Annotated in this window: 20 protein-coding genes; 9 read left to right on the forward strand and 11 right to left on the reverse strand. The window is 75.9% G+C overall.

Going from position 1 to position 22,703, the window contains the following annotated elements; all coding sequences use genetic code 11:
- Position 1: 1 nt before the first annotated feature.
- On the forward strand, positions 2-1,150 hold the full coding sequence (locus tag ACR807_RS22330) for a glycoside hydrolase family 43 protein (RefSeq protein WP_438923325.1): 1,149 nt from the start codon (positions 2-4) through the stop codon (positions 1,148-1,150).
- Positions 1,151-1,189: 39 nt separating this feature from the next.
- On the opposite strand, the gene ACR807_RS22335 is transcribed toward ACR807_RS22330, so the two are convergent.
- On the reverse strand, positions 1,190-2,767 hold the full coding sequence (locus ACR807_RS22335; RefSeq protein WP_438923326.1) for an FAD-dependent oxidoreductase: 1,578 nt from the start codon (positions 2,765-2,767) through the stop codon (positions 1,190-1,192).
- A gap of 254 nt (positions 2,768-3,021) precedes the next feature.
- Here ACR807_RS22335 and ACR807_RS22340 point away from each other — a divergent pair, with 254 nt between their 5' ends.
- Genes ACR807_RS22340 through ACR807_RS22350 form a run of 3 tightly spaced genes read left to right on the forward strand, consistent with a single transcriptional unit; the run spans position 3,022 to position 6,379 of the window.
- Positions 3,022-3,804, forward strand: coding sequence for a carotenoid biosynthesis protein (locus ACR807_RS22340; RefSeq protein WP_438923327.1), 783 nt, complete (start codon positions 3,022-3,024; stop codon positions 3,802-3,804).
- A complete protein-coding gene (locus tag ACR807_RS22345; protein WP_438923328.1) occupies positions 3,801-4,919 on the forward strand; it encodes a glycosyltransferase family 2 protein in 1,119 nt (372 codons plus the stop codon). The genes ACR807_RS22340 and ACR807_RS22345 overlap by 4 nt, the downstream gene beginning before the upstream one ends.
- Positions 4,919-6,379: a phytoene desaturase family protein gene (locus ACR807_RS22350; protein WP_438923329.1), complete on the forward strand. Its 1,461-nt coding sequence runs from the start codon at positions 4,919-4,921 to the stop codon at positions 6,377-6,379. Before ACR807_RS22345 ends, ACR807_RS22350 begins: the two co-directional genes overlap by 1 nt.
- Here the strand turns inward: ACR807_RS22350 and ACR807_RS22355 are convergent.
- On the reverse strand, positions 6,351-7,028 hold the full coding sequence (locus ACR807_RS22355) for a CDP-alcohol phosphatidyltransferase family protein (RefSeq protein WP_438923330.1): 678 nt from the start codon (positions 7,026-7,028) through the stop codon (positions 6,351-6,353). The two genes, ACR807_RS22350 and ACR807_RS22355, sit on opposite strands and share 29 nt — an antisense overlap.
- Before the next feature lie 55 nt (positions 7,029-7,083).
- Here ACR807_RS22355 and ACR807_RS22360 point away from each other — a divergent pair, with 55 nt between their 5' ends.
- The 3 genes from ACR807_RS22360 (at position 7,084) to ACR807_RS22370 (ending at position 13,045) form a co-directional block, all read left to right on the forward strand.
- Positions 7,084-7,893, forward strand: a complete 810-nt coding sequence (locus tag ACR807_RS22360; protein WP_438923331.1) for a YhjD/YihY/BrkB family envelope integrity protein — start codon at positions 7,084-7,086, stop codon at positions 7,891-7,893.
- A 177-nt stretch (positions 7,894-8,070) separates the two neighbouring features.
- Positions 8,071-9,990 carry a tachylectin-related carbohydrate-binding protein gene (locus ACR807_RS22365; RefSeq protein WP_438923332.1) on the forward strand — a complete coding sequence of 640 codons (1,920 nt, stop codon included), beginning with the start codon at positions 8,071-8,073 and terminating at the stop codon, positions 9,988-9,990.
- Between the two features lie 208 nt (positions 9,991-10,198).
- Positions 10,199-13,045: an AfsR/SARP family transcriptional regulator gene (locus tag ACR807_RS22370; protein WP_438923333.1), complete on the forward strand. Its 2,847-nt coding sequence runs from the start codon at positions 10,199-10,201 to the stop codon at positions 13,043-13,045.
- Positions 13,046-13,076: 31 nt separating this feature from the next.
- On the opposite strand, the gene ACR807_RS22375 is transcribed toward ACR807_RS22370, so the two are convergent.
- Positions 13,077-14,537: a serine/threonine-protein kinase gene (locus tag ACR807_RS22375; RefSeq protein WP_438923334.1), complete on the reverse strand. Its 1,461-nt coding sequence runs from the start codon at positions 14,535-14,537 to the stop codon at positions 13,077-13,079.
- A 206-nt stretch (positions 14,538-14,743) separates the two neighbouring features.
- Here ACR807_RS22375 and ACR807_RS22380 point away from each other — a divergent pair, with 206 nt between their 5' ends.
- Entirely contained in the window at positions 14,744-14,989 is a 246-nt protein-coding gene (locus ACR807_RS22380) for a three-helix bundle dimerization domain-containing protein (RefSeq protein ID WP_438923335.1), read from the forward strand.
- 81 nt (positions 14,990-15,070) lie between these two features.
- Here the strand turns inward: ACR807_RS22380 and ACR807_RS22385 are convergent, their stop codons facing one another.
- The 7 genes from ACR807_RS22385 to ACR807_RS22415 all read right to left on the reverse strand — a co-directional run bounded on the left by ACR807_RS22385 (position 15,071) and on the right by ACR807_RS22415 (position 20,722).
- The gene (locus tag ACR807_RS22385; RefSeq protein WP_438923336.1) at positions 15,071-15,559 is read right to left on the reverse strand and encodes an OsmC family protein; all 489 of its coding nucleotides are present in this window, start codon (positions 15,557-15,559) and stop codon (positions 15,071-15,073) included.
- Entirely contained in the window at positions 15,556-16,200 is a 645-nt protein-coding gene (locus ACR807_RS22390) for a GntR family transcriptional regulator (RefSeq protein ID WP_438923337.1), read from the reverse strand. The genes ACR807_RS22385 and ACR807_RS22390 overlap by 4 nt, the downstream gene beginning before the upstream one ends.
- Before the next feature lie 115 nt (positions 16,201-16,315).
- Entirely contained in the window at positions 16,316-17,404 is a 1,089-nt protein-coding gene (locus ACR807_RS22395; protein ID WP_438923338.1) for a S1 family peptidase, read from the reverse strand.
- Between the two features lie 207 nt (positions 17,405-17,611).
- On the reverse strand, positions 17,612-18,520 hold the full coding sequence (locus tag ACR807_RS22400) for an Rv0361 family membrane protein (protein ID WP_438923339.1): 909 nt from the start codon (positions 18,518-18,520) through the stop codon (positions 17,612-17,614).
- A 32-nt stretch (positions 18,521-18,552) separates the two neighbouring features.
- Entirely contained in the window at positions 18,553-19,254 is a 702-nt protein-coding gene (locus tag ACR807_RS22405) for a hypothetical protein (RefSeq protein ID WP_438923340.1), read from the reverse strand.
- Positions 19,255-19,271: 17 nt separating this feature from the next.
- Entirely contained in the window at positions 19,272-20,174 is a 903-nt protein-coding gene (locus ACR807_RS22410; RefSeq protein WP_438923341.1) for a hypothetical protein, read from the reverse strand.
- 143 nt (positions 20,175-20,317) lie between these two features.
- On the reverse strand, positions 20,318-20,722 hold the full coding sequence (locus ACR807_RS22415) for a YciI family protein (protein ID WP_438923342.1): 405 nt from the start codon (positions 20,720-20,722) through the stop codon (positions 20,318-20,320).
- A gap of 383 nt (positions 20,723-21,105) precedes the next feature.
- Here ACR807_RS22415 and ACR807_RS22420 point away from each other — a divergent pair, with 383 nt between their 5' ends.
- Positions 21,106-21,486, forward strand: coding sequence for an STAS domain-containing protein (locus ACR807_RS22420; RefSeq protein WP_438923343.1), 381 nt, complete (start codon positions 21,106-21,108; stop codon positions 21,484-21,486).
- A gap of 54 nt (positions 21,487-21,540) precedes the next feature.
- Here the strand turns inward: ACR807_RS22420 and ACR807_RS22425 are convergent, their stop codons facing one another.
- Positions 21,541-22,635, reverse strand: a complete 1,095-nt coding sequence (locus ACR807_RS22425) for an acetate/propionate family kinase (RefSeq protein WP_438923344.1) — start codon at positions 22,633-22,635, stop codon at positions 21,541-21,543.
- Positions 22,636-22,703: the final 68 nt, after the last annotated feature.

Consider the following 22,703-nt stretch of genomic DNA (forward strand, 5'->3'; position numbering starts at 1 on the left):
CATGCGCCACCTCACCCGCGGCAGCGGCACACCACCGACCGGAACACCGAGGAGGTTCCCCCGCCTCGCGGCGGTCACGGGGGCGGCGCTCGCCGCGCTCCTCGTGCTCGGCCAGGCGGCGGGGGCCGCGGGCGGGGAACCGGCGGGGGCCGAACCGCCGGGCGCGCCCGGAGCGCTGGGGCAGACCGGCCTGCGCGCCGCCGACCCGAGCGTGATCCGCGTCGGCGGCACCTACATCTCGGTGCAGGCGGCCGGGAACGGCATCCAGGTCCGCCAGGCGTCGTCGCCGGACGGCCTGGCCGGCGCGCCCGCCCGCCAGGTGTGGACGGACACCCGGGGCATGGGGTCGGTCTGGGCGCCGGAGATCGTCCGCGACGGCGGCCGGTACTACATCCACTTCTCGGCGGGCGACGACGCGGCGCACCGCATGTACGCGATCAGCTCGACCTCGCCCGACAGCGGCTACTCGGCGGAGCGCAAGGTCGCCCTGCCCGACGACCGGTGGGCCATCGACGGCACGATGTTCGTCTTCAACGGCCAGCGCTGGTTCGTCTGGTCCGGGTGGGCGGGCACCACCAACGTCGAGCAGAACCTCTACATCGCCCGCATGTCCGACCCGTTCACCGCGACCGGGGCCCGGTACGTCATCTCGCAGCCCCGCGAACCGTGGGAGCGGGTCGTCGGCAACCCGTTCATCAACGAAGCGCCCGAGGTCGTCAAGGACCCCAACGGCCAGCTGCACGTCGTCTACTCGGCCAACGGCAGCTGGAGCGAGCAGTACTGCCTGGCGGACCTGCGCCTGCGCGCCGGCGGCGACCCCACGCACGTGTGGGACTGGTACAAGTCCAACGGCTGCCTCTTCGGCTCCAACCGCGCCACCATGATGTCCGGCTGGGACCCGACGCTCTACGCCAACGGTCCCGGCCACCACACGTTCGTGCTGCTCGACGGGGACATCGCGACCAGTCCGCCGGCCGGGCCGAGGTTCCCGATGGTGTACCACGCGGTGCCGAAGGGCACGCCGTACACGTGGGCCAACCGCCACTGGTACACCGGCACGTTCGCGTGGTGGGGCAACACGACCTACCGCCGCGCCAACGTGCCCGGCGCGACCTCGGACACGGGGTGGGGCCTGAAGTTCTTCGAGTGACCTCCCCGGTTCAGCACGCCCACCGGGTCCGCGCCGGCCTCACCCGGCGGCGGCGCGGGCCCGGTGGGCGGCGCGGCGCAGCAGGGCGGACCGGCCCCGGTTGGGCACCGTCCACAGGTCGTGGCCGCGCAGGTCCCAGCGCCCGAGCAGGGCGTTGGCGGCGAGGAACCCGGTGGTGGCGGCGCGTTCCATCAGGGCGACCGGCAGGTCGACGCGGGCCAGGTCGCCGGCCACGACCAACGTCGGGTCGGGGGTCGTCACGGTGGGGCGGGCGGTGAACGAGCCGGGCGCGAACAGCGGGCAGTCGGCGGCGAGGACGTGCTCCTCCTGCCGGGCGCGCGCCCCGGTCAGCTCCGGGTAGACCGCCTCCATCTCGCGGACCAGCGTGGCCACGACCTCGTCCTGGTCGCAGCCCTCGTCCAGGGCGTAGGCGTGCAGCTCCACCACCGAGCCGCCGGTGCGGTCGCGGTAGGCGCGGGCGCCGTCCTCGAAGTGGTCGAGCACGCTGACGTTGTCCAGCCGCCCGAAGCCGCTGGTGCCGAGGAACGGGGCGCGGTCCGGTCGCGCGGGCCGGTCCAGCCACAGCCTGCTCACCAGGAACGGCGGGGTGGTGCGCAGGTCGGCCACCCGCGCCCGCCACGCCTCGGTGCCCAGGTCCGGCGAGGCGGCCACCAGCGCGCGCAGGCCGGTGACGTCGGTGGCGAGCACGAGGGCGTCCACGTCCTCCGCGCGCCCGCCGGCCGACACCCGGTAGCCGTCGGCGCGGCGGTCCACCCGGTCCACGGCGCTGCCGGTGCGCACCTCCGCGCCCAGGGAGGCCAGGTGGTCGCGCATCGGCTCCCAGATCGCGGTCGGGTAGTCGTCGCGCGGCACGTCGAACAGCAGGCCCTCGCTGGAGCCGAGGAAGTAGATGTGGAACATGGCGACCAGCTCGGCGGCCGACAGCGCCGACGGGTGGGCGAAGAAGCTGCGGGAGAACACCTCGAACGCCAGGTGCCGGGCCGCGTCGGGGAACCGGATGCCGCGCAGGAACGCGTCGGCGTCCACGTGGTCCAGCTCGGCGTAGGTGCGCGGCAGCGACACGTCGAACAGCGCCGTGGCGGCCCGGGTGTCCATCCGCGCCAGGTCGCGCAGGCTGAACGTCTCGCTGCGCAGCACGAACCCGGCCACGTTCCACGGCGGTGTCAGCGGCAGCCGGGCGAAGCTCTCGCGCGTGCCGTTGGCGTGCAGCAGCGGGTAGTCGGCCACCGGGCGCAGCCGGGACAGGTCGGGGTCGACGCGGCGCAGCAGCGCGCGCAGGTTGTAGTACTGCCGGAAGAACGCGTGGAAGCCGCGCGTCATCGCCTCGCCGGTGGGGGTCGTCCACCCCCGCACCCGGCCGCCGAGCCCGTCGTGCCGCTCGTGCAGCACCACCCGCACGCCGCGCTCGGCCAACGCCACCGCCGCCGCCACCCCGGCGATGCCGCCGCCGACGACGGCGACGCGCGGCACGTGCCCGCCCCCCGCCCGCGCCCGACCGGGTCGGCCGGGCAGCAGGTGCGCGCGGCGGTCGCGGGCGGTCGGCGGGGCCTCCCGGCCGGTGAGCAGGAACAGGGGCGGGCCGGGGAACGCGCTCATGCAGGCGATCCTGGCACCGCCCGCGCTCCTCCGCCTGATGGGCGGCGGGCGGGCGGGGCGAGCGCGAACGGGTGTCGGTCCCGACGGGCGGCGGGCAGGAACGGGTGTCGGTCCCGACGGGCGGCCGAGCGGCGGGGCGAGCGCGAACGGGTGTCGGCCGTGCGTCACGCCCGGCGAGGTGATCGCGCTCACCGCGCCCGGGTCGCCGATCGCTCATCCAGCCCGATCGGGTGAGCGCCGTTAGGGTTTTCCGCATGTCGACGCGTGCGGCCCCCCGCGTTCCCGTCCACGCGCCCGCGGTCGCCGCCTGGTTGCTCGGTGGCGGCGTCGTGCTCGCCCAGATCGTCTACTCGATGACCGACCCCGCCGACCGCCTGACCACCACGGTGCTCTCGGTCGTGCTGTTCTGCCTGGCCTCGGTGCTCGACGCGGCCTCGCGGCTCGGTCCGCGCGCCGCCGGGGTGCTGATCGCGGTGGCCGGGGGCGGCGGGCTGCTCGCCGAGGCGGTGGGGGTGCGCACCGGGTTCCCGTTCGGCGAGTACGCCTACACCGGGTCGCTGGGCGTGCAGGTGCTGGGCGTCCCGCTGCTCGTGCCCCTGGCGTGGATCATGATGGCCTGGCCCGCGGTGCTGGTCGGGCGCGTGCTCGGGCGCGGGTGGGCGGTGGTGCCGGTCGCCGGGTGGGCGCTGGCGTCGTGGGACGTGTTCCTGGACCCGCAGATGGTCGACGCGGGCCACTGGACGTGGGCGGACCCGACGCCCGCGCTGCCCGGCGTGGCGGGCGTGCCGCTGACGAACTTCGCGGGGTGGCTGCTGGTGGCCGTGCTGATCACCGGCGCGCTGCACGCCCTGCTCGGCGACACCGGCGTGGACCTGCGCCGCGGTCCCGCGCCCGTGCTCTACCTGTGGACCTTCGGGTCGTCGGTGTGGGCGCACGCGGCGTTCTTCGACCGGCCCGGCTCGTCGCTGGTCGGCGGGCTGCTGATGGGGCTGGTCGCGGTGCCGTTCGCCGTCGCGCTGTGGCGGGCCCACCGGTGAGGCGGGTGCTGGGGGCGCTGGTCGCGAGCGGGTCGGTGGCGGCCGCGCTGGGCACCGCGCACGCCCTGGTCAACGCGCGCCTGGTCCGCACGCCGCCCGCCGACCCGCCGCCGTGCGCGGAGCCGGTGTCGGTGCTGGTGCCGGCCCGCGACGAGGCCCACCGCATCGCGCCGGCGCTGCGGTCGCTGCTGGCCCAGCGGGGTGTGCCGGACCTGGAGGTCCTGGTCTGCGACGACGGCTCGACCGACGGGACCGCCGACGTGGTGCGCGCGGTCGCGGCGGGCGACCCCGGGGTGCGGCTGATCACCGGCTCCCCTCCCCCGGACGGCCTGCCCGGCAAGCCGGCCGCGTGCGCGCGGCTCGCCGCCGAGGCGCGCGGGCGGGTGCTGGTGCTCGTGGACGCCGACGTGGTGCTCGCCCCGCACGCCGTGGCCGCCGCCGTGGGCCTGCTGCGGTCGGCGGGGTTGGACGCCGTGTCGCCGTTCCCCCGCCAGTTGGCCGACGACGCGGCGACCCGCCTGGTGCAGCCGCTGCTCCAGTGGTCGTGGCTGGTGTTCCTGCCGCTGCGGCTGGCGGAGCGGTCGCCGCGCGAGTCGCTGTGCGCGGCGAACGGCCAGTTCTTCGTGGTCGACGCCGGGGCGCTGCGGCGCTGCGGCGGGTTCGAGGCCGTCGCCGACGCCGTGCTGGACGACATCGCGCTCATGCGGGCGGTGAAGCGGTCGGGCGGGCGCGGCGCGGTGGCCGACGGGAGCGCGGTGGCCGAGTGCCGGATGTACCGGGGCTGGTCGGAGGTGGCCGCCGGGTACGAGAAGTCGCTGTGGGCGGCCACCGGCACCCCCGCCGCCGCGGTGCTGCTCGCCGCCCTGCTGGGCTGGTTGTTCGTGCTGCCGCCGGTGGCCGCGCTGGCCGGTTCGCGGGTGGGCCTGCTGGGGTACGCCGCGGCCGTGGCTGGCCGGGTCGTGGCGGCCCGGCGCACCGGCGGCCGGGCGTGGCCGGACGCGCTGGCCCACCCGGTGTCGGTGGGCGCGCTGCTGCGGCTGCTGGCGCGGTCCTGGCGTGCGCGCCGCGCGGGCACGCTGACCTGGAAGAACCGACCGCTGCACGGGAGCCGCTGATGGCGCGCGTCGTCGTGGTCGGCGCGGGGATGGGCGGGTTGGCCGCCGCCGCGCGGCTGGCCGCCACCGGGCACGACGTGACCGTGCTGGAGCAGTCCGGCACGCACGGCGGCAAGCTCGGCGAGCTGCGCCGCGACGGGTTCACCTTCGACACCGGCCCGTCGCTGCTGACCCTGCCGCAGGTCTACCGCGACCTGTTCGCCGAGACCGGGGGCGACCTCGACGACGCGGTGGACGTGGTGCCGGTGCACCCCACCTGCCACTACCGCTTCGCCGACGGGTCCGAGGTGGACGTGCCGCACGACGCGGCGGCGGTGCCCGGGGCGCTGGAGGAGGCGCTGGGCGGCGGCACCGGGCGGGAGTGGGCGGAGCTGATGGCCGACGCCGCCCGCCTGTGGGACCTGGTGGGCGAGTCGGTGCTGCAACGCCCGCTGAACGGGGTGGGCGACCTGGTGCGGCGCTCGGCGAGCGTGCGCGACCTGTGGGCGCTGGCGCCGTGGCGGACGCTGCGCACCGCGGGCCGGCGGCTGTCCGACCCGCGGGCGCGGATGCTGCTCGACCGCTACGCCACCTACAGCGGCTCGGACCCGCGCCGCCTGCCCGGCCTGATGACCGTGGTCCCGTACGTCGAGCAGCGGCACGGCGGCTGGTACGTGCGCGGCGGCCTGCGCCGGCTCGGCGACGCGCTGTTCGAGCACTGCGGGAAGCTCGGCGTGGACTTCGCGTTCGGCGCCCGCGTCACGCAGGTCCGCCCGGCGGGCGGCGGGGTGGTCCTGGCGGACGGCACGACCGTGCCCGCCGACCTGGTCGTGTCCGACGCCGACGCCCGCCACCTCTACGAGGAGCTGCTCACCGACCGCCGCGCCCGCGCCCCGCGCCGCGCGCTGGCCCGCGCGGTGCCGTCCCTGTCGGGTTTCGTCCTGCTGCTGGCCCTGCGGGGCCGCTCGCCGCGCCCGTACCACCACCGCGTGCTGTTCCCGGCCGACTACGACGCCGAGTTCGACGCCCTGTTCGGCCGCGACCCGCGCCCGGTGCCCGACCCGACGGTGTACGTGTGCGCCCCGGACGACCCGGCCGTCGCTCCCGCCGGCCACGAGGCGTGGTTCGTCCTGGTCAACGCGCCGCGCCAGGGCCAGGTGGACTGGACCGAGCCGGGTCTGGCCGACCGCTACGCCGACCGCGTGCTGGACGTGCTCGCCGAACGCGGCCACGACGTGCGCGACCGCCTGCTGTGGCGCGAGGTGCGCACCCCGGCCGACTGGGAGCGCGACACCGGCTCGGTCGGCGGCGCGCTGTACGGCTCGTCCTCCAACGGCGCGCGCGCCGCGCTGCTGCGCCCGGCCAACCGCAGCCCCGTGCCGGGCCTCTACCTGGTCGGCGGCTCCGCCCACCCCGGCGGCGGGCTGCCGCTGGTGGCGATGTCCGCCAGGATCACCGCGGAGCTGATAGGTCCGGCATGACCCGGCCGCGCAGGCCGCGCCGCAGCGCGACCACCAGGTGCGCCCCGCCGACCGCGGCCACCGCCGCCCACAGCGCCAGGCACACCGCGCCCCAGGACCAGCCGACCCACGGCGTGCCGCCGGGCCACACCCCCGCGCCCAGGCAGGCCACCGCCGCGACGACCACCCGCGTCGGGCGTTCGGCCACCGTGACGGCGCCCGCGCCGGTCATCCCGACGCCCTGGGCACGGGCGCGGGCGTACTCGTGCAGGAACACCGACGCGCCCACCGCCGCCGCGAGCCACCCCGGGCCGCCCAGCACGACCAGCAGCACCACCAGGCACACGTCGGCGACCCGGTCGGCCACCGCGTCCACCACCGCGCCGAGGGGCCGCGCCCGGCCCGTGCGCAGGGCCACCGCGCCGTCCACCCCGTCGAGCAGGCCCGACAGCACCACCAGCGCGCACGCGAGCAGCGCCCACCGGCCGCCCGCCGCCGCCACGCCCACCGCCGCCACCGCCGCCACCACGCCCGCGGCCGACAGCGCGTCCGGCGACACCCGGTGCACCCGCCGCGCCAGCAGGTGGACGATCCTGATCCAGCCCACCGCCAACCTGTTGCCGGACACGTCGTGCCCGTGCAACCGTGACCAACCACGCACCTCGTCCACCGCACCACCGTATGGCGGGCGGTGTGCGCGCGCCGGTCACGGGGTACACGCGGCCATGCGAACAGCCCGTGCGGTGCTGCGCCACGCGCTGACCGCGCTGCGGGGGCGCGACCTCGCGCTGTGGGCGGCCGGGATCTCCTTCTTCGCCGCGCTGGCCGTGGTGCCGGTGCTGCTGCTGGCGCTGCGCGGCGCGGCCGTCCTGTTCGGACCCGACCTGGTCACCGACGGCGCGCGGCTGCTGGGTGACGCCCTGCCGGACGCGCAGGACCCCGGGCCCGCGCTGCGCGCGCTGACCGACGCCGCCCTGGGCGCGTCCTGGCCCGTGCTGCTGTCGACCCTGCTGCCCGCGAGCCTCTACGGCGAGGGGCTGCGCCGCGGCCTGCTCCAGATCGCGGGCGAGCCGTCCGGCGCGAAGACCGGCTGGCTGGGCCGGATCGGCTTCCTGCCGGTGCTCGTCGTCGCGCCGCTGCTGCTGGCCGCCCCGCTGGCGGTCGCGCCGTCGGTCGCGCCCGACTACCTGGCGGGCGGGTGGTCGGCGGTGCGGGGCGTCGCGGTGTCGTTCCACGTCGACTGGGTCGTGCTGTCGGTGGCGCTGTGCCTGGTGTTCCTGGCGACCGGCCCGAACCTGCTGCCGCGCGCGTTCGCCGTCGTGGGCGGCTTCTGCACGGGTGCGGTGCTGACCGGTTTCCTGCACGGCTTCCTGCTGTTCCTGGCCATCCCGGTCGACTGGGCGTTCCCCTTCGCGGGCCTGCGCGCGGTGGGCGCGGTGGGCGCCCTGGGGCTGTGGCTGTACCTGCTGCACATCATCCTGCTGCTCGCCTACCGGGTGCTGCTCAGCGCGCACGCCGTCCACCGCGCGCGCTGAGAGCGGGCGGGTCAGTACTGGAAGGTGCAGGTGTTGCCGGGGGCAGCGGCGGGGAGTACGGGAAGTTCAGCACGACCGGGGTGTCGAGCCGGAGCCCGTCGCAAAAGCCCTCCGACCCCCCTGCGCGGCAGGTACTTTCCGCAACAGGACGATCACTCGCACCGGGGGGAAGCAGTCATGCGGAGAAGCGGTTCGACCCTGCCCAGGAACGGCCTCGGCCTGGCCCTGTCCGCGCTGCTCGCCACATCGTTGGCGGCCGTGCCCACGCACCCGGCGTCGGCCGCGGCGACGCTCACCTGCCATTCGGCCGCGCTGGTCGTCGGCGTGCAGCCGAACGGCGACCTGTGGCACTACGCGCACAACGAACCCGAGACCGGCGTCACCAGCTGGGGCGCGAAGGTGAACGCGGTCGGGCGCGGCTGGCACATCGGGCGCACCGTGGCCGGCCCCGGCGGCGTGGTGTACCTGATGGTGGACAACGCCACCGGCGACCTGCGCCGCTACCACTGGACCGGCACGGCCTGGGAGATGTTCAACGGCACGGCCAACCGCGTGGTGGGCACCGGCTGGAGCCGCTACTCCCAGGCCGAGCACCGCAACAAGGTGACCGTCGACGAGAAGGGCAGGCTGTACGAGATCGCCGCCGACGGGTCGCTGAAGGTGCGGATCTGGCAGGGCGACGACGCCACCGGCGACTGGACGCCCGACACCCGGAACGGCAAGGTCATCGACACCGGCTGGGGCCAGTACGACCTCGTGGTGGCCGCCGGTGACGGCGTGCTGTACGCCCGCAAGCCCGACGGCCTGCTCTTCCGGTACCGGTGGCACGCCGCGTCCAACCGGTTCGTCAAGCACGCCCAGCAGGTCGGCCGGGCCTGGGGGGTCTACAACCGGATCTTCTCCCCCGGCGGTGACGTCCTCTACGCCTCGCGCGCGAACAACGGCGGCGAGCTGATGTGGTACCGCTGGTACGAGGAGGGCGACCACTGGGCCGTCAACGTCGGCACCAAGGTGGGCACCGGGTTCTACGGCGAGCTGGACGTGACGGCCAACGCGGACAGCTGCCGGCTCACCGGCCTGCCGACGCCGACCCGCCCGTCCGTGCCGGTCCGCCGGGAAGCGCCGATCACGCCGGTCGTCGGCCCCGACGGGCACCTGTCGTACTTCTACGTCAACGCGGCGGGCGGCCTGACCGCCGCGCGGCAGCGCAACGCGGGCGACTTCGTGATCATCGACTACCACACGTTCCCGGAGCACCACGGCTTCACCGGCCGGCCGGGCGCGGGCGTGCGCTCCGACGGCAGGTTCGAGGTGCTGGCCAACAGCTCGGACGACGCGTCCTACCGGGGCAAGACCGGGGCCGGCGCGTGGTCGACGACGCCCCTGGTCGACCAGGGCGGCTGGATGGTGAGCGACCCGGTCCTGGTCCGGCAGCCGGACGGCTCGCTGACCGCCTACGCGGTGGACGCCGCCGGCACCCTGCACCGCCGGACCCACTCGACCTGGTTCCCCCTCGGCACCGGCCCCACCGCGGAGTTCACCGTGGTCGCGAACGGCGCGGAGGACGAGGTCGTGGCGCGCTTCCCGGACGGCGGCGTGCGCGCCGCGACCGTCACCGGCGGGGTGCTCGGGGCGTGGCGGGCGGTCGGCCCGGACGCGGTGGGCACGCCCGCGGCCGTGGTGCACGCCAACGGCGACCTCCAGGTGTTCGTCCGGCGGTCGGACGGCACGGTCGACACCCAGCGCGAGGTGGCGGGCGCGTTCCCGGGCACGTGGGCGTCGCTGGGCGACTTCGTCGCGGCCGGTCCGCCCGCCGCGGTCGTCCGGGGCGGCGGGCTGGTGGAGCTGGCGGTCCGGGGCACGGACGGCTTCGTGCACCAGGCCGGCCAGTTGGCACCGGCGGGCGGTTTCGGCGACTGGGCGGTGCGCTACTTCGAGGACACGGCCACCGACCCCGGCGGCGCGGTCCTGCCGGACGGGAGCCCGATCTTCACCTGGCGCACCCCGCAGGGCCTGATCGCGACGGTCCACGCCCCGGCCGGGGCCGTCCCGACCGGGGATGCCCCGACCGCGTTCCGCGGCACGTCCGCCGGCTGATAGGTGGCGGCAGCGGTCGCCGGCCACCCGTCAGCCGGCGACCGCTGCCACACCCCGCTCAACGCGCCGTGGGTGCGCTGCACCCGTCCGTGGGGCGTGACCGCCGAAACGGGCGGCCGTTGGTGTGAACCACCCTCGGAATGCCGTGAAGCGCGCTGGTCAGCGCGATATAGCTGAGGCAGGGTGACGTCGAGGCCGGGGGGCCGCCGTGGTGGTGTTGCGCCTGCTGGGTGAGGTGGTCGCGCGCGTCGACGGGCACCGCGTGGGGTTGGGGCCCGCGCGGCAGCGGTGCGTGCTGGCCGCCTTGGCGGTGGACGCCGGCCGGGTGGTGCCGGTGGACCGGCTCGTCGAGCGGGTGTGGGGTCCGGCCGCCGCGCCGCGGGCCCGGTCCACGCTGCGCAGCTACATCTCCCGCCTGCGCCAGGCGCTGGAACCCGCGGCCGGGGTGGCGATCAGGCAGCGGTCGGGCGGTTACGTGCTGGTGGCCGACGAGGCGGCGGTCGACCTGCACCGGTTCCGGCAGCTGTGCGCCGAGGCCCGCGACCGGTCGCGGGCCGGGGACGTCCCGGCGACCGCACGGGCGTGCGCGGAGGCGCTGGAGCTGTGGCGCGGCGAGGCCCTGGCCGGTCTGGGCGGCGAGTGGGCCGAGGCCGAGCGGGACGTGCTGGAGCGGGAGCGGCTGGCCGCTCGGCACGACCTGGCCGACGCGCGGCTGCGGCTGGGCCAGGGCCCGGACCTGGTGGCCGAGCTGGCCGCGCGCACGGCCGAGCACCCGTTGGACGAGCGGGTCGCCGGCCAGTACGTGCTGGCCCTGCACCAGGCCGGCCGCACCGCCGACGCGCTGGCGCACTACCGGCACCTGCGGGAGCGGTTGGCCGGGGACCTGGGCACCGACCCGGGCCCCGCGCTCCAGGAGCTGCACCGGAGCGTCCTGAACGCCGACCCCGCGCTGCCCGCGGCCGCGGTGGCGCCGGCCATGCCCCCGGTGACGCCGGGCGGACCTCCGGTGCCGCTCCAGCTGCCGGCCGCACCCGGGCCGTTCACCGGCCGCGCGGCCGAGCTGGCCGAACTCGACCGCGTCCTCGTCCACCCGGACCCGCCGCCCGGGGGCACCGGCGCGGCGACGATCGCCGTGATCAGCGGCACCGGCGGCATCGGCAAGACCTGGCTCGCGCTCGCCTGGGCCAACCGCGAGCCCCACCGCTTCCCCGACGGACAACTCACCGCCGACCTGCGCGGCTTCAGCCCCGACACACCCAAGCAGGCCGCCGGCGTACTCGGCGACTTCCTCGCCGCCCTCGGCGTCGACCGCGACCACCACCCCCACGACCTCGACGCCCGCGCCGCCCTCTACCGCACCCACACCACCGGCAGGCGGATGCTCATCCTCCTCGACAACGCCGCCACCGCCGACCAGGTCACCCCGCTCCTGCCCGGCGGCCACTCCTGCACCGTCCTGATCACCAGCCGCAACCGGCTCCCCGCCCTCCCCGCCCGCCACGGGGCCCACCCCCTCCACCTCGACGTCCTCACCGACACCGACGCCCGCACCCTGCTCCACTCCGCACTCGGCACCACCCGCACCACCGCCGCCAACCGGGCCGTCACCGAACTGATCGCGCTGTGCGGCGGGTTCCCTCTCGCCCTCGGCCTGATCGCGGCCCGCGTCCGCGGCACCCCCGACCTGCTCCACGACACCGTCACCGACCTGCGCGAACTCGGCCTCGACGCACTGGACTCCGACGACCCCGACACCAGCCTGCCCGCCGTCCTGTCCTGGTCGCTGCGCCACCTCGCCGACCGGCACCGCACCGCCTTCGCCCTGCTCGGCACCGCACCCGGCCCGGACGTCGACCTGCCCGCCGCCGCGAGCCTCATCGGCCTGTCCCCGCGCGACACCCGCACCGCGCTGCACGCGCTGGTCGACGCCTCCCTCGCGACCCACGCGCCGGGCGGCCGGTACGCCCTGCACGACCTGGTCCGCGCCTACGCCGCCGCCACCGCCCACGACCACCTCCCGGAACCCGTGCGGCAGGCGGCGCTGGAGCGGGTGGTCGACTTCTACCGGCACACCGCCCACGCCGCCGACCGCCTCCTGAGCCCCAACCGCACGCCGATCCGGCTCGACCCGCCCGTCCCCGGCGCCCACCCCCACCCGCTGCCGGACCGCCTGGCGGCGCTGGCCTGGCTGGACACCCACCGCCCGCACCTGCTGGCCGCCCAGCGCACGGCGGCCGAGCACCAGCGCCACCGGGCCGCGTGGCACCTGGCGTGGACCCTGCACACCTTCCAGCAGCGGCGCGGGCACCGCCACGACGCGCTGACCGCGTGGCGCACCGCCGTGGACGCCGCCGCCCACCTGCCCGACCACGGTGCGCGCGTCCTCGCCCACCGGCTCCTCGGCCACGCCCACGCCGAGCTGGGGCAGCACGAGGAGGCGGTCGAGCACCTGCACCGGGCGCTCGCCCTGGCCGAGCACCACCGCGACCCCTCCCAGCAGGCCCACACCCACCACGCCCTCTCCACCGCCTGGGAGCGGCGGGGTGACGACCGGCGGGCCCTGGAGCACGCCCGTCACGCCCTGGACCTCTACCGCACCCTCGACCAGCCGGTGCGGGAGGCCGTCGCGCTCAACGCGGTGGGCTGGCACTCCGCCCGCCTGGGCGACTACGACGCCGCCCGCGACCACTGCGAGGCCGCCCTCACCCTGCACCGGCTCCACCCGAGCCCCGAGTGCGAGGCGAACACCCTGGACAGCCTCGGGTTCATCGCGCACGACACCGGCCGGCACCACCAGGCGACCCACCACTACCGGCAGGCGCTCGTGCTGCTGCGCACCCTGGGCAGCACCACCCAGGCGGCCACGATCCTCGACCGGCTGGGCCACCCCCACGCCGCCCTGGGTCAGCACGAGCAGGCCCGTGCGGTGTGGCGGGAGGCGTTGGAGCTGTACCGCCGGCTGGGCCGCGACGCCGACGCCGAACGCGTCCGGCGGCAGCTCGACGACCTCGACCGCGCCACCGCCGGGCCCCGCCGGCGACAAGGCGACGGATGACGGGTGGCGGTGCCGGGTGCCAGGCGCCGGGTCAGGGCATGGTGTCGGTGGGCGGCTCGGGGACGTCCGCCACCTCGGACTCCTCGGTGGGCGGGACGCTCGGCTCCGGCGCGCCCGAGGTCGGCTGGGGAACGTCGGAGGTCACCGGCGGTTCCGCGGGGAGCGACTGCTCCGTGGAGGGCACCGGCTCGCCGGACGGGACCGCGCCGCTGGTGGTCGGCTGCGGCGGGGCGCTGGTCGTGCTCGGCGGCGCGGAGGGCTCCTGCGCCCCGGAGGTGGGGGCGATCACCGCGTCCGGACCGGCGTCGGCGTCCCCGCCGACGAGGGAGTGCACGGCGGGTTCCGGCGCGGGCGTGCCGGCCTGGGTGGTGGCGGTGCTCCCGGTGCCCGCGTCCGTCGGGGTCGAGGTGGCGGGCTGGGCGCCCGGCAGCACGGCCCACGTGATGGCGAACGCGCCCACCAGCGACGCGGCCGTGGCGAGCAGCTTGCCCTTGGGCACCCGCCGCACGGTGACCGCCGGCATCGTCTGCTCGGCCGCGCTCGCCGCGCGCCCGACCGCCACGTCCTCGGCGGCGATGCGCTCGGCGGGTGTGTGCTCGGCGAGCGTGTGCTCAACGGGCGGGGGCAGGAGGGGCGCGGCGCGCGGTCCGACCGGCCGCACGGGCAGCTCGTCGGCGTGCAGCGCGCGGGCGCAGTCCTCGGCGGTGGGGCGCTGGTCGGCGGCCGTGGCGGTCATCGCACCCAGCAGCGCGGTCAGGTCGTCGGGCAGGTCCGCCGGGAGCACCGGCGACCGGTGCAGGCGCGCGACGGCCGTCTCGACCTCGCTGCCCGGGTACTCGCGCTTCCCGGTGAGGCATTCGAGCAGGACCAGCCCGAGGGCGTAGACGTCGGCGGCGTGGCCCACGTCGGCGCCGAGCACCTGCTCCGGGGCCAGGTAGGCGGCGGTGCCGATCATCTGGTCGTCGCGGGTGAACCGGGTCGTGCCGGTCAGGTGGGCCAGCCCGAAGTCCGCGAGGTAGGGCTCGTCGTCCTCGTCGAGCAGGATGTTCGACGGCTTGACGTCGCGGTGCACCACGCCCTGGTCGTGCACGTAGGCGAGCGCGCAGGCCAGCCGCGCGCCCAGCCGCCGCACCGCGTCGACCGGCAGCGGTCCGCGCGCGACGAGGTCGCGCAGCGTCTGCCCCTCGACCAGGTGCAGCACGACGAACGGCACGCGCCCGTCGGTGCCGGCGTCGTAGACGCGGACCAGGCCGGGGTGGGAGAGGTTGGCGAGCGTGCGCACCTCGTTGTCGAACCGCCGCGCCGCGTCGAGGTCGTCGTTGGGGCGGAACACCTTGATCGCGACGTGGCGCCGCAGCAGCACGTCCCAACCGCGGTGGACCTCGGCCATGCCGCCGACCCCCACCGCCTCGCCCAACCTGTACCGGCCGGCCAGCAGTTCCCCGCCGGCGGTCGGCGCCGCCGTCGCTTCCTCCGGACCTGGGATGTGCACACCACCGTGTGCCCCCGCCGACGCCCGCGCAAACGCGAGCCCGCCCGACCGTCTCGACAGGACGGGGCGGTTGTCGTGGTCGAATCCCAGGTCGGGCGTCGGGTCGCCGGCCGCGGCACAGTCGTTAACCGGGAATTTGATCGGTGTGCACCGCCGGTTAACCACAATGGCCGATCCCGGTGCGGTCCCACGAACCGGAGGTCGTCATGGCGGACAAGCTGTCGGGGCACGAGGTGCGCGATCCCAGCGGGCTGCACGCCCGGGTCGAGGTCCAGTTGGACCAGGCCGCCCAAGAGCTGACGCGGCGGTTGTCGGGGCGGGTGGGCTACGACGTCGTCCGCCGGGCCGTCACCGACGCCTACGAACGGCTCGCGCGGCACGCGCGGGTGCGGAACTTCCTGCCGATCCTGGCGGCGCGGGCCGCGCAGCAGCGGTTGCGGGCGGGCCGCTGACCGCCGACGCCCCACCCCGCTCGGGCCCGCCCGGCCCGCGACGGCCCGGCTCGCCCAGCCCGCTCAGCTCGCCCAGCCCGCTCAGCCCGTGACGGCACGCGCGTCGTGCGACACCACCGGCTCGTGCCGGACCGGGAAGTTGACCGAGTTCGCGATGAAGCACGCGCGGTGCGCCGCCTCGTGCAGCGAGCGCGCCGCGTCGACCGTGCCGGGGTCGGCGACGACCACCTCGGGCCGCAGCACGACCTCGGTGAACCGGCCGCTGTCGCCCGGTTCCTCCCGCATGACCCCGCTCGCCGAGTCCGCGTACCCGGTGACGACCACGCCGTTGCGGGCGCACAGCGCGAGGTAGGTGAGCATGTGGCACTGCGAGAGGGAGGCCAGCAGCAGCTCCTCCGGGTTCCAGCGGTCGGGCGTGCCGCGGAACGCCGGGTCGGCGCTGGCCCTCAGCGGCGGCTTGCCGGCGGCGAGCACGTCGTGGTCGCGGCCGTAGTCGCGGTAGCGGGCGGTGCCGGGACCGGTGTTGCCGGTCCAGCGCACGGTGACCTCGTAGTGGTGCTCGCCGTTCACGCCGGCTCCTCTCCCCTTCTGCCGGTCAGGACGTCCGCGGTGGACAGGACGTGCTCGCGGGCGTGGGTCGCCGCCGCGTCGGGGTCGCCCGCGGTGATGGCCGCGATCAACCGCCGGTGCTCGTCGTCCACCAGCGCGGGCCTGGCCGGCGCGGTCAGCGACGCGCGGGTCGAGACCACGATCTGGTCCCAGGTCCGGTCCAGGACCTCCAGCGCCGGCGGGTTGTCGGCGAGCACCGCCACGCACCGGTGGAACGCCCGGTTGTGCCGCACGCCGGCGACGAGGTCGCCCTGCCGCGTCGCCCGGTCGGCCAAGTCGGCGTGCTCGACGAGCCGGCCGAGCGAGGCCGGGGACAGCTCCCCCGCCCGGTGGCGGCGCGCGGCCAGCTCGGCGGTCAGCGCCTCCAGCGAGGCGCGCACGAGGTAGGCGTCGCGCAGCGCCTTGCCGCCCAGCTCGACCACGGTCACGCCCCGGCGCGCGGCGCGGACCAGGCCGTCGCCCTCCAGGCGCCGCAGCGCCTCGCGCACCGGCGTGCGGCTGACGCCGAGCCGTTCGCACAGCTCCAGCTCGCCGACCGGCTGCCCGGCCGGGTAGTCGCCGAGCACGATCAGGTCGCGCAGCTCGTCGTAGACCGTCTTCACCCGACCTCCTCTGCATGCAATGTATACAAAGGATGCGGGCGGTGTCGACCCCCTTGCACGCGCCGGTCGCCCGCCCCCGCGCGGGGAGCGGACGACCGGGAGGGCGCGCGACCGGTCAGCCGGTGACCAGCGCCAGGCCGGTGGCCGACAGCACCTCGTTGATGGGCTGGAAGAACGTCGTGCCGCCGGACGAGCAGTTGCCGGAACCGCCCGAGGTCAGCCCCTGGGCCTGCACGCGGGTGCCCGAACCGGGGTTGCTGACGACCGAGCCGCCCGAGTCGCCGGGCTCGGCGCACGCGTTGGTGCGGGTCAGGCCGGAGACGATGTCGCCGCCGCCGTAGTTCACGGTCTGGTTCGTCGCCTGCACGCTGCCGCAGCGCCAGCCGGTGGTGGAACCGGAACGGCAGATCCCGCCGCCCACCGGGGTGACCGAGGAACCCGCGACGGTGACGTCGCTGCCGCTGGACCAGCGGTCCACCAGCGCGGTGGAGACGGCGCTGGAGCTGGTGACCCGGACGGTGCCGTAGTCGTTGCCGGGGAAGGAGGTGGTGACCACCGAGCCGATCGCGCCGCCCGTGCCGGAGACCGAGCCGCCCAGCTCGGTGCAGTGGCCGGCGGTGATCACGAACCGGGCGCCCGCGGAGTTGCGGGCGTTGAACCCGACCGAGCAGCGCCCGCCGCCGAAGTAGAGGGCCTGCCCGCCGATGATGTTCCACATCGGGCGCGGCGCCTCGGTCACCCGGTCCACGCGCACGGCGGAGCCGCCGGTCGAGCGGGCCCAGGCGAGGCCGGCCGCGTCGTCGCCGAGCACGGACACGACGACCTCGTTGGCCACCACGTCGACGTACCAGCCGGTCACCGAGTCCGGTACGCCCTCGGCCTTCTTGTCCAACGTGGACTTCACCGAGTCGAGTTCGGCGGCGCTGCGGGACACCGTCCTCGCGACCGCGCCGGCGGCGCGCACCTCCGCCGCGCGGGAAGCGTCGGTGATGCCCACGACCAGCTTGCCGTCGGGGTCCAGCCAGGAGTTGGCGTACGCGTCGCCCAACCGCTCGCCGAGCGTCCGCTGCACCTCCGCGAGGGCGGCGGGTTCGACCGATAAGTCCAATGTGGATGGAGCAGCCGCGGCGGGTGTGGTCAGGGCGAGGGCCGTGGCGGCAGCGCCGGCACAGGCGATGAGGGCGTGCAGGGGACGACGGGACACGAACGCCTCCAAGAGCAGGGGTGACGGACGGCGGTGCACCTGTCGACCGACGCTACGGCAGCCCTCGTGCGGCCCGGAAGCGGCTATTGCGGCACTCCGGCGGCGTGCCGCGACGCCGGGTGGCTACCAGCCGTGGGCCGGGTGCGGCAACCGGATGACGGCGACACCCGATCGCCCCACCGGCCGGCGGCACCGCGTGCGTTCGCCTCAGGAGGGTCCGGCCACCTCGCGGAACCGGCCCTCGGCCGGGGCGCAGACCTTCCAGGCACCCTGCTCGCGGCGCAGGTACAGCGAGAACGGCTCCTGGTCGGGACGGGTGACGCGGACCTCGGCGACGTCCTCGACGACCCGCACACCGGTGATGTCGCGGGCGAACCCCGGTCCGGCCGGCGTGGACGGCGCGTCCTCCGGCGACCCCGCCGGCTCCTCGTCGTCCGGGGCGAGCCCGGCCGCCTCCTCCTCGCAGAGCAGGGCCGCCACCGCGGCCTGGTCCGCCCCGTCGACGGCGGTCACGAACTCGTCGGCCACCCGCTCGACCTCGCGCTCGTCGCGGTCGGGCAGGACGAAGAACAGCACGCCGGCGGCCACGAGGAGCACGACGGCCGCGGCCACGGCGAGGACGACGCGGCGGCGCTTGCGGCGGGCCGGGTCCGGGCGAGCCTGCTCCGGGGGCGGCGGGTACCCGGGGTGCGAGGGGTAGCCGGGGTGTGGCGGGTAGCCAGGTTGCTGCGGATACCCGGGGTGCTGCGGGTAGCCGGGGTCCTGCGGGAAACCGTGCGGTGGGAAACCCGGTTGGTCGAACCCCGGTTGCGCGAAGCCCCCGGGCGGGACAACAGCGGGCTGGACAACAGCGGGCTGGACAGCACCGGGCGGCACCGCGACGGGCGGCACCGCGTCGGCCTGCACTGCGTCGGCCTGCACTGCGTCGGCCTGCACTGCGTCGGCCTGCACTGCGTCGGCCTGCACTGCGGCGGGCGGCACCGCGTCGGGCGGCGCGATGGGCAGACCGGCGGGCGGCGTCGGGTCGGGGTCGACGAACCCCCCGGCCCCTCCGACCTCCTCGGCCTTCCCGGTGTCCCCCGCCTCCCCGGCCGGTTCCAACGGTGGTTGTGCCACGTCTCCCCTTCCACGTGCCCGACGCCCCGGCCTCAGGCCGAGAACCGCCGGCTCATCAACTGGTCCAGCGCCTCGCCGAACTCCGGCTCCGCGTCGACGTCGTCCTCGTGCACGAGGACGACCCGGCCGGGCGGGACGTCCGGGGAGACGCAGTAGTACAGCGTCGAGCCGTTGGTGGTGACGACCGCCATCCGCCCCGCCGCGACCTCGGCGTCCTCGTCCCAGTCCTCGACGGCCTCCTCGTCGAGGTCGAACCACTCCGCGAACGTCGTCATCCGCGCCGGTCCGACGAGGCCGTGCGACTCCCAGTCCGGCCCCGTGAAGCCCGCGTGCACGTCCGTCAGGAACCGCCGCGCGGGCTCCGGGAGGCTGTCCCAGAACTCCGGTCGCGCGTCGCCGCCGGCCGCCGGGTCCCAGCCGATCCACACGACGACGTGCGGGTCGACCGCGTCGCGGGCGAGGTAGAGCAGGACCCAGTCGTCGCGCAGCCGGCACGCGCGGACGTCCGCCAGCCGTTCGCGGAACACCGCGGCGAAGCTCGGCAGCAGGTCGAGGAAGTCCTGGTTCCACAGGGCCAGCGCCGCCGAGCACCGGGCGGCCGCGTCGGTACCCGAGGCGACGGCCCGCCACCTCGGCGGCACCGCCGCGGCCTCCGGGGACCCCGGCCGGACGAGCGCGGCGGGGTTGCTCCCGGCGACGTCGGCGACGATCCTCGCCAGGTCGAAGTCCGTCATGCCGCCATCCTCGCTCATCACTGGCTCGCGAGCAGCCTGGCGATCAGGTCCTGCAACCGCGGCCTGATCCTGTTCTCCAGCGCCACCTGGGCGGTCGACCACGCCGGGTCGAACCGGGTCACGACCCCCGCGCTCTTGGAGCCCTTGGAGATGTTGGTGCGCGAGGCCATCCACTGGAGGTTGAGGGGCGAGTTCACGACCGAGTACATGTTCCGGGCGTTGAGCTGGAGGAAGCCCGGCATGTGGACGATCTCCGTCAGCGGCACGACGTGGTCGGGCGACACCTGCGGCTCGCCCTTGGCGTTGGCGCCGATGGTGTGCCTCGGGTGCAGCGCCGGGTTGCGGTCGCCGACCTTCGGCCTGGACACGCCCTGGAGGGTGGTGCCCGCACCCCAGTTGCCGGGCGGCGTCACCTCGCGCAGCGCCTCGTACAGGGGACGCGGGGGCGTGCCCTTGTCCACCCGCCAGCGCCCCTTCGCGTCCGGCGCGCGGACCGGTGACGTGAAGCCCGGCGGCAGCTTGGCCCGTTCCTGCTCCAGCCGCTGGAGGGTGTCCGGCCTGGGCGTCGGGACGGCGGGCGAGCCGGGGCGCGCGTCCGCCAGCTCCGCGAGCGCCTGGTCCCGTTGCAGGACCCGCTGCCGGCAGCCCCCGAGGTTCGTGATCGCGGTCTGCTGCGCCGTGTTGAGCGCGGCGGCCTCGGCGTCGTAGGCGGCCAGCTCCCCCGCCTGCCGGGGGAGCTCGAAGACGTGCGGCTTGGCGTTGTGGGTGCTGATCTGCTGGTGGACCTGGTCCAGCGCGGACTGCTCGGCCGCGCAGTCCGCCTGCGCGAGCGCCGCGCCCGGTGACACGCCGACGACGCCGGACACCGCCAGCAGCAGCGCGGTCAGGAACCCGCGCGCGGTCGCGGACCGCTTGGTCATGGCGCACTCCCCCCTCGGGCACCCCTACCCGACGTGCCTGCCCGGATGGTAGGGCGTCGCGGCGGGCCGTGGTCCCGGTTCGCCGCGACGTGCCCGGACGGCACGGCGCGGCGAGGTCGGCGCGGCGCGGCGAGGTCGGCCGATCAGGAGTGGCCGGCCGCCCGACCGTGGCCGGCGGCCTGGGCCTGGTCGGGCAGGTCCTCGAACTCGACGACCTGGCGCACCTCCACCTCGACCTCCTCGAACAGGTCCGCGTAGAGCCCGGCGTACTCGACGGCCTCCGCCTTGTCCTTCGCGTTGATGAGCGCGAACCCGCCGATGACCTCCTTGGCCTCGGTGAACGGCCCGTCGGTGGCGGTGAGCCCCGCGCCGGCGGCCTTGCGGACGCGTGCGCCCATGACGGACGGGTGGACGCCCTCGGCCGTGATCAGGACGCCCCGGTCGACCCAGTCCTGGATGAACGCGCCCATCTTGTCGATGAACTCCGGGCTGGGGTTCCAGGCTTCCGAGGCGCTCTCGTCGAGCCGGTGCATCATCAGGAACCGCATTGCCACTCCTAAGTGGTCAGGTGAGGACAGGTGGTCGGGCCGACCCCGGACACGGTGATCGATCCTCACCCGGGCGACGAACGACGACCCCGGGGTTCGACAGGTCGGCGAAAATTCTTCGGCACGTCGGCGAAGAATTTTTCGGCGCGGGGCTGGAGAGCGCCCACCAGGTAGCAGAAGCCTACCCACCGAGGAGGATTGTTCAACAATCCGACAATAGTCATGTCCGTCGGTTGTTGCGTGACAGCAACCACCGGGTCGTTGTCGTTCGACCAGCTGTCCGATACCGTGGGTGACAACCGTCGTGCACCGTCACGCGGAGCCGCGGTCCGGGTTGAGCAGAAGCTCGGTTGTCGACGTTCACGCCGATCGAGGAGCCCCCCATGGGCGAAACCTGCTCGCAGACCGCACCCGTCACGATCAACTCCCACATCGCCCACGGCGGCATCGCCGTCGTCGAACTCATCGGCGAGGTGGACATCGCCTGCGAGGAGCAGGTCCGCGCCGCGCTCGACGCGGCGTTCGACCGCGGGCCGACCGGCCTGGTCGTGGACCTCACCGGCACCGACTTCTTCGGCTCGACCGGGATCCGGCTGCTCGTGGACTCCGTGCAGCGGGCGCACCGCCAGGGGATAGCGCTGGTCGTCGCGACCGACCGCCGCGCCGTGCTGCGCCCCCTGTCGATCACCTTCGTGGACCAGGCCGTGCGGGTCCACCCGACCGCGCAGGACGCGGTCAGGTCGCTGCTGGTGATGTCCGCGTAAGGTCCCGCACCCGCCTCACGGGGCGGCCGGGGTCTCACGGGGCCGGCCGGGATCTCACAGGGCGGCCAGGGTGGCGCGGCAGAGCTGGAGCTCCTCGCGCGGGCGCACCACGAGCACCGGGACGGCGGCGCCGGGCGGGCTGACCGGCCCGTCGCCGCCGGGGTCCGCCACCAGGTCCGCGGGGACACCGAGCAGCGACAGGCCGGCCACGACGTCGGCGCGCACCTCGGGCTGGTCCCAGCCGATCTCGCCGGTGAACACCAGGGCGTCGAGCCGGTCGAGCGAGGTGGCCGCGGCGGCGAGTTCGCGGCGCACGCGGTGGGCGAACACCGCCAGCGCCAACGCCGCCGCCGGGTCCTCCCCCGCCGCGGCGACCAGGTCGCGGGTGTCGCCCGACCGGCCGCCGGACAGGCCGACCAGGCCCGACTCGTGGTTGAGCCCGTGTTCGAGGTCGTCCAGCCCGACGCCGCCGTGGCGCAGCAGCCACAGCAGCAGGCCGGGGTCGACGCTGCCGGAGCGCTTGGACATCGGCACGCCCTCCAGCGGCGTGAAGCCCATGGAGGTGTCGACGCTGCGGCCGTCGCGCACCGCGCACACCGAGCAGCCGCCGCCCAGGTGGGTCATCAGCACGGTCAACCGGTCGGCGGGCCGGTCCAGCAGCGCGGCGGTGCGGTCCAGCGCCCACTTGTAGGACAGGCCGTGGAAGCCGTAGCGGCGCAGGCCGTGCCGCTCCCGCCACGACGCGGGCAGCGGGTAGGTGGCGGCGACGTCGGGCAGGTCGGCGTGGAACGCGGTGTCCGGGCACAGCACGTGCGGCACGTCGGGCAGGCGTTCGCGCAGCACGTCCAGCAGCCGCAGCGCGGGCGGCACGTGCAGCGGGGCCAGCGCCTCGGCGCGGCGGGCGGCGGCGAGCGCCGCGTCGTCCACCGCGGTCGGCGAGCGCAGGTCCGGTCCGCCGTGGACCAGCCGGTGGCCGACCGCGACGACGTCGTCCGCGCCGCCCAGCAGGTCGTCCAGGGCGCGGCGGGCCTCGTCGGAGTCCGGCGGGTGCTCGACCTCGGCCGAGTCGAGGACCTCCTCGGAGCCGGTGTCCACCAGGTGCGCCTTGAGGCTGTTCGAGCCCGCGTTGACGGTCAGGACGGCGCTCACGCGGCCCACCCCCGCACGTCGGTCGCGGACCGCCTCCACACGTCGATCATGCGGTCGGGCTACCCGCG

The sequence above is a fragment of the Saccharothrix sabaoui genome, from assembly GCF_051756985.1.
Taxonomy (GTDB): domain Bacteria; phylum Actinomycetota; class Actinomycetes; order Mycobacteriales; family Pseudonocardiaceae; genus Actinosynnema.

Excerpts from the sequence above, each read along its gene's own strand:
- ACR807_RS22405 (WP_438923340.1), bottom strand. The coding sequence starts at position 19,254 with ATGACGGACTTCGACCTGGCGAGGATCGTCGCCGACGTCGCCGGGAGC.
- ACR807_RS22415 (WP_438923342.1), bottom strand. The coding sequence starts at position 20,722 with ATGCGGTTCCTGATGATGCACCGGCTCGACGAGAGCGCCTCGGAAGCC.
- ACR807_RS22410 (WP_438923341.1), bottom strand. The coding sequence starts at position 20,174 with ATGACCAAGCGGTCCGCGACCGCGCGCGGGTTCCTGACCGCGCTGCTG.
- ACR807_RS22360 (WP_438923331.1), top strand. The coding sequence starts at position 7,084 with ATGCGAACAGCCCGTGCGGTGCTGCGCCACGCGCTGACCGCGCTGCGG.
- ACR807_RS22330 (WP_438923325.1), top strand. The coding sequence starts at position 2 with ATGCGCCACCTCACCCGCGGCAGCGGCACACCACCGACCGGAACACCG.
- ACR807_RS22380 (WP_438923335.1), top strand. The coding sequence starts at position 14,744 with ATGGCGGACAAGCTGTCGGGGCACGAGGTGCGCGATCCCAGCGGGCTG.
- ACR807_RS22350 (WP_438923329.1), top strand. The coding sequence starts at position 4,919 with ATGGCGCGCGTCGTCGTGGTCGGCGCGGGGATGGGCGGGTTGGCCGCC.
- ACR807_RS22340 (WP_438923327.1), top strand. The coding sequence starts at position 3,022 with ATGTCGACGCGTGCGGCCCCCCGCGTTCCCGTCCACGCGCCCGCGGTC.
- ACR807_RS22420 (WP_438923343.1), top strand. The coding sequence starts at position 21,106 with ATGGGCGAAACCTGCTCGCAGACCGCACCCGTCACGATCAACTCCCAC.
- ACR807_RS22365 (WP_438923332.1), top strand. The coding sequence starts at position 8,071 with ATGCGGAGAAGCGGTTCGACCCTGCCCAGGAACGGCCTCGGCCTGGCC.
- ACR807_RS22335 (WP_438923326.1), bottom strand. The coding sequence starts at position 2,767 with ATGAGCGCGTTCCCCGGCCCGCCCCTGTTCCTGCTCACCGGCCGGGAG.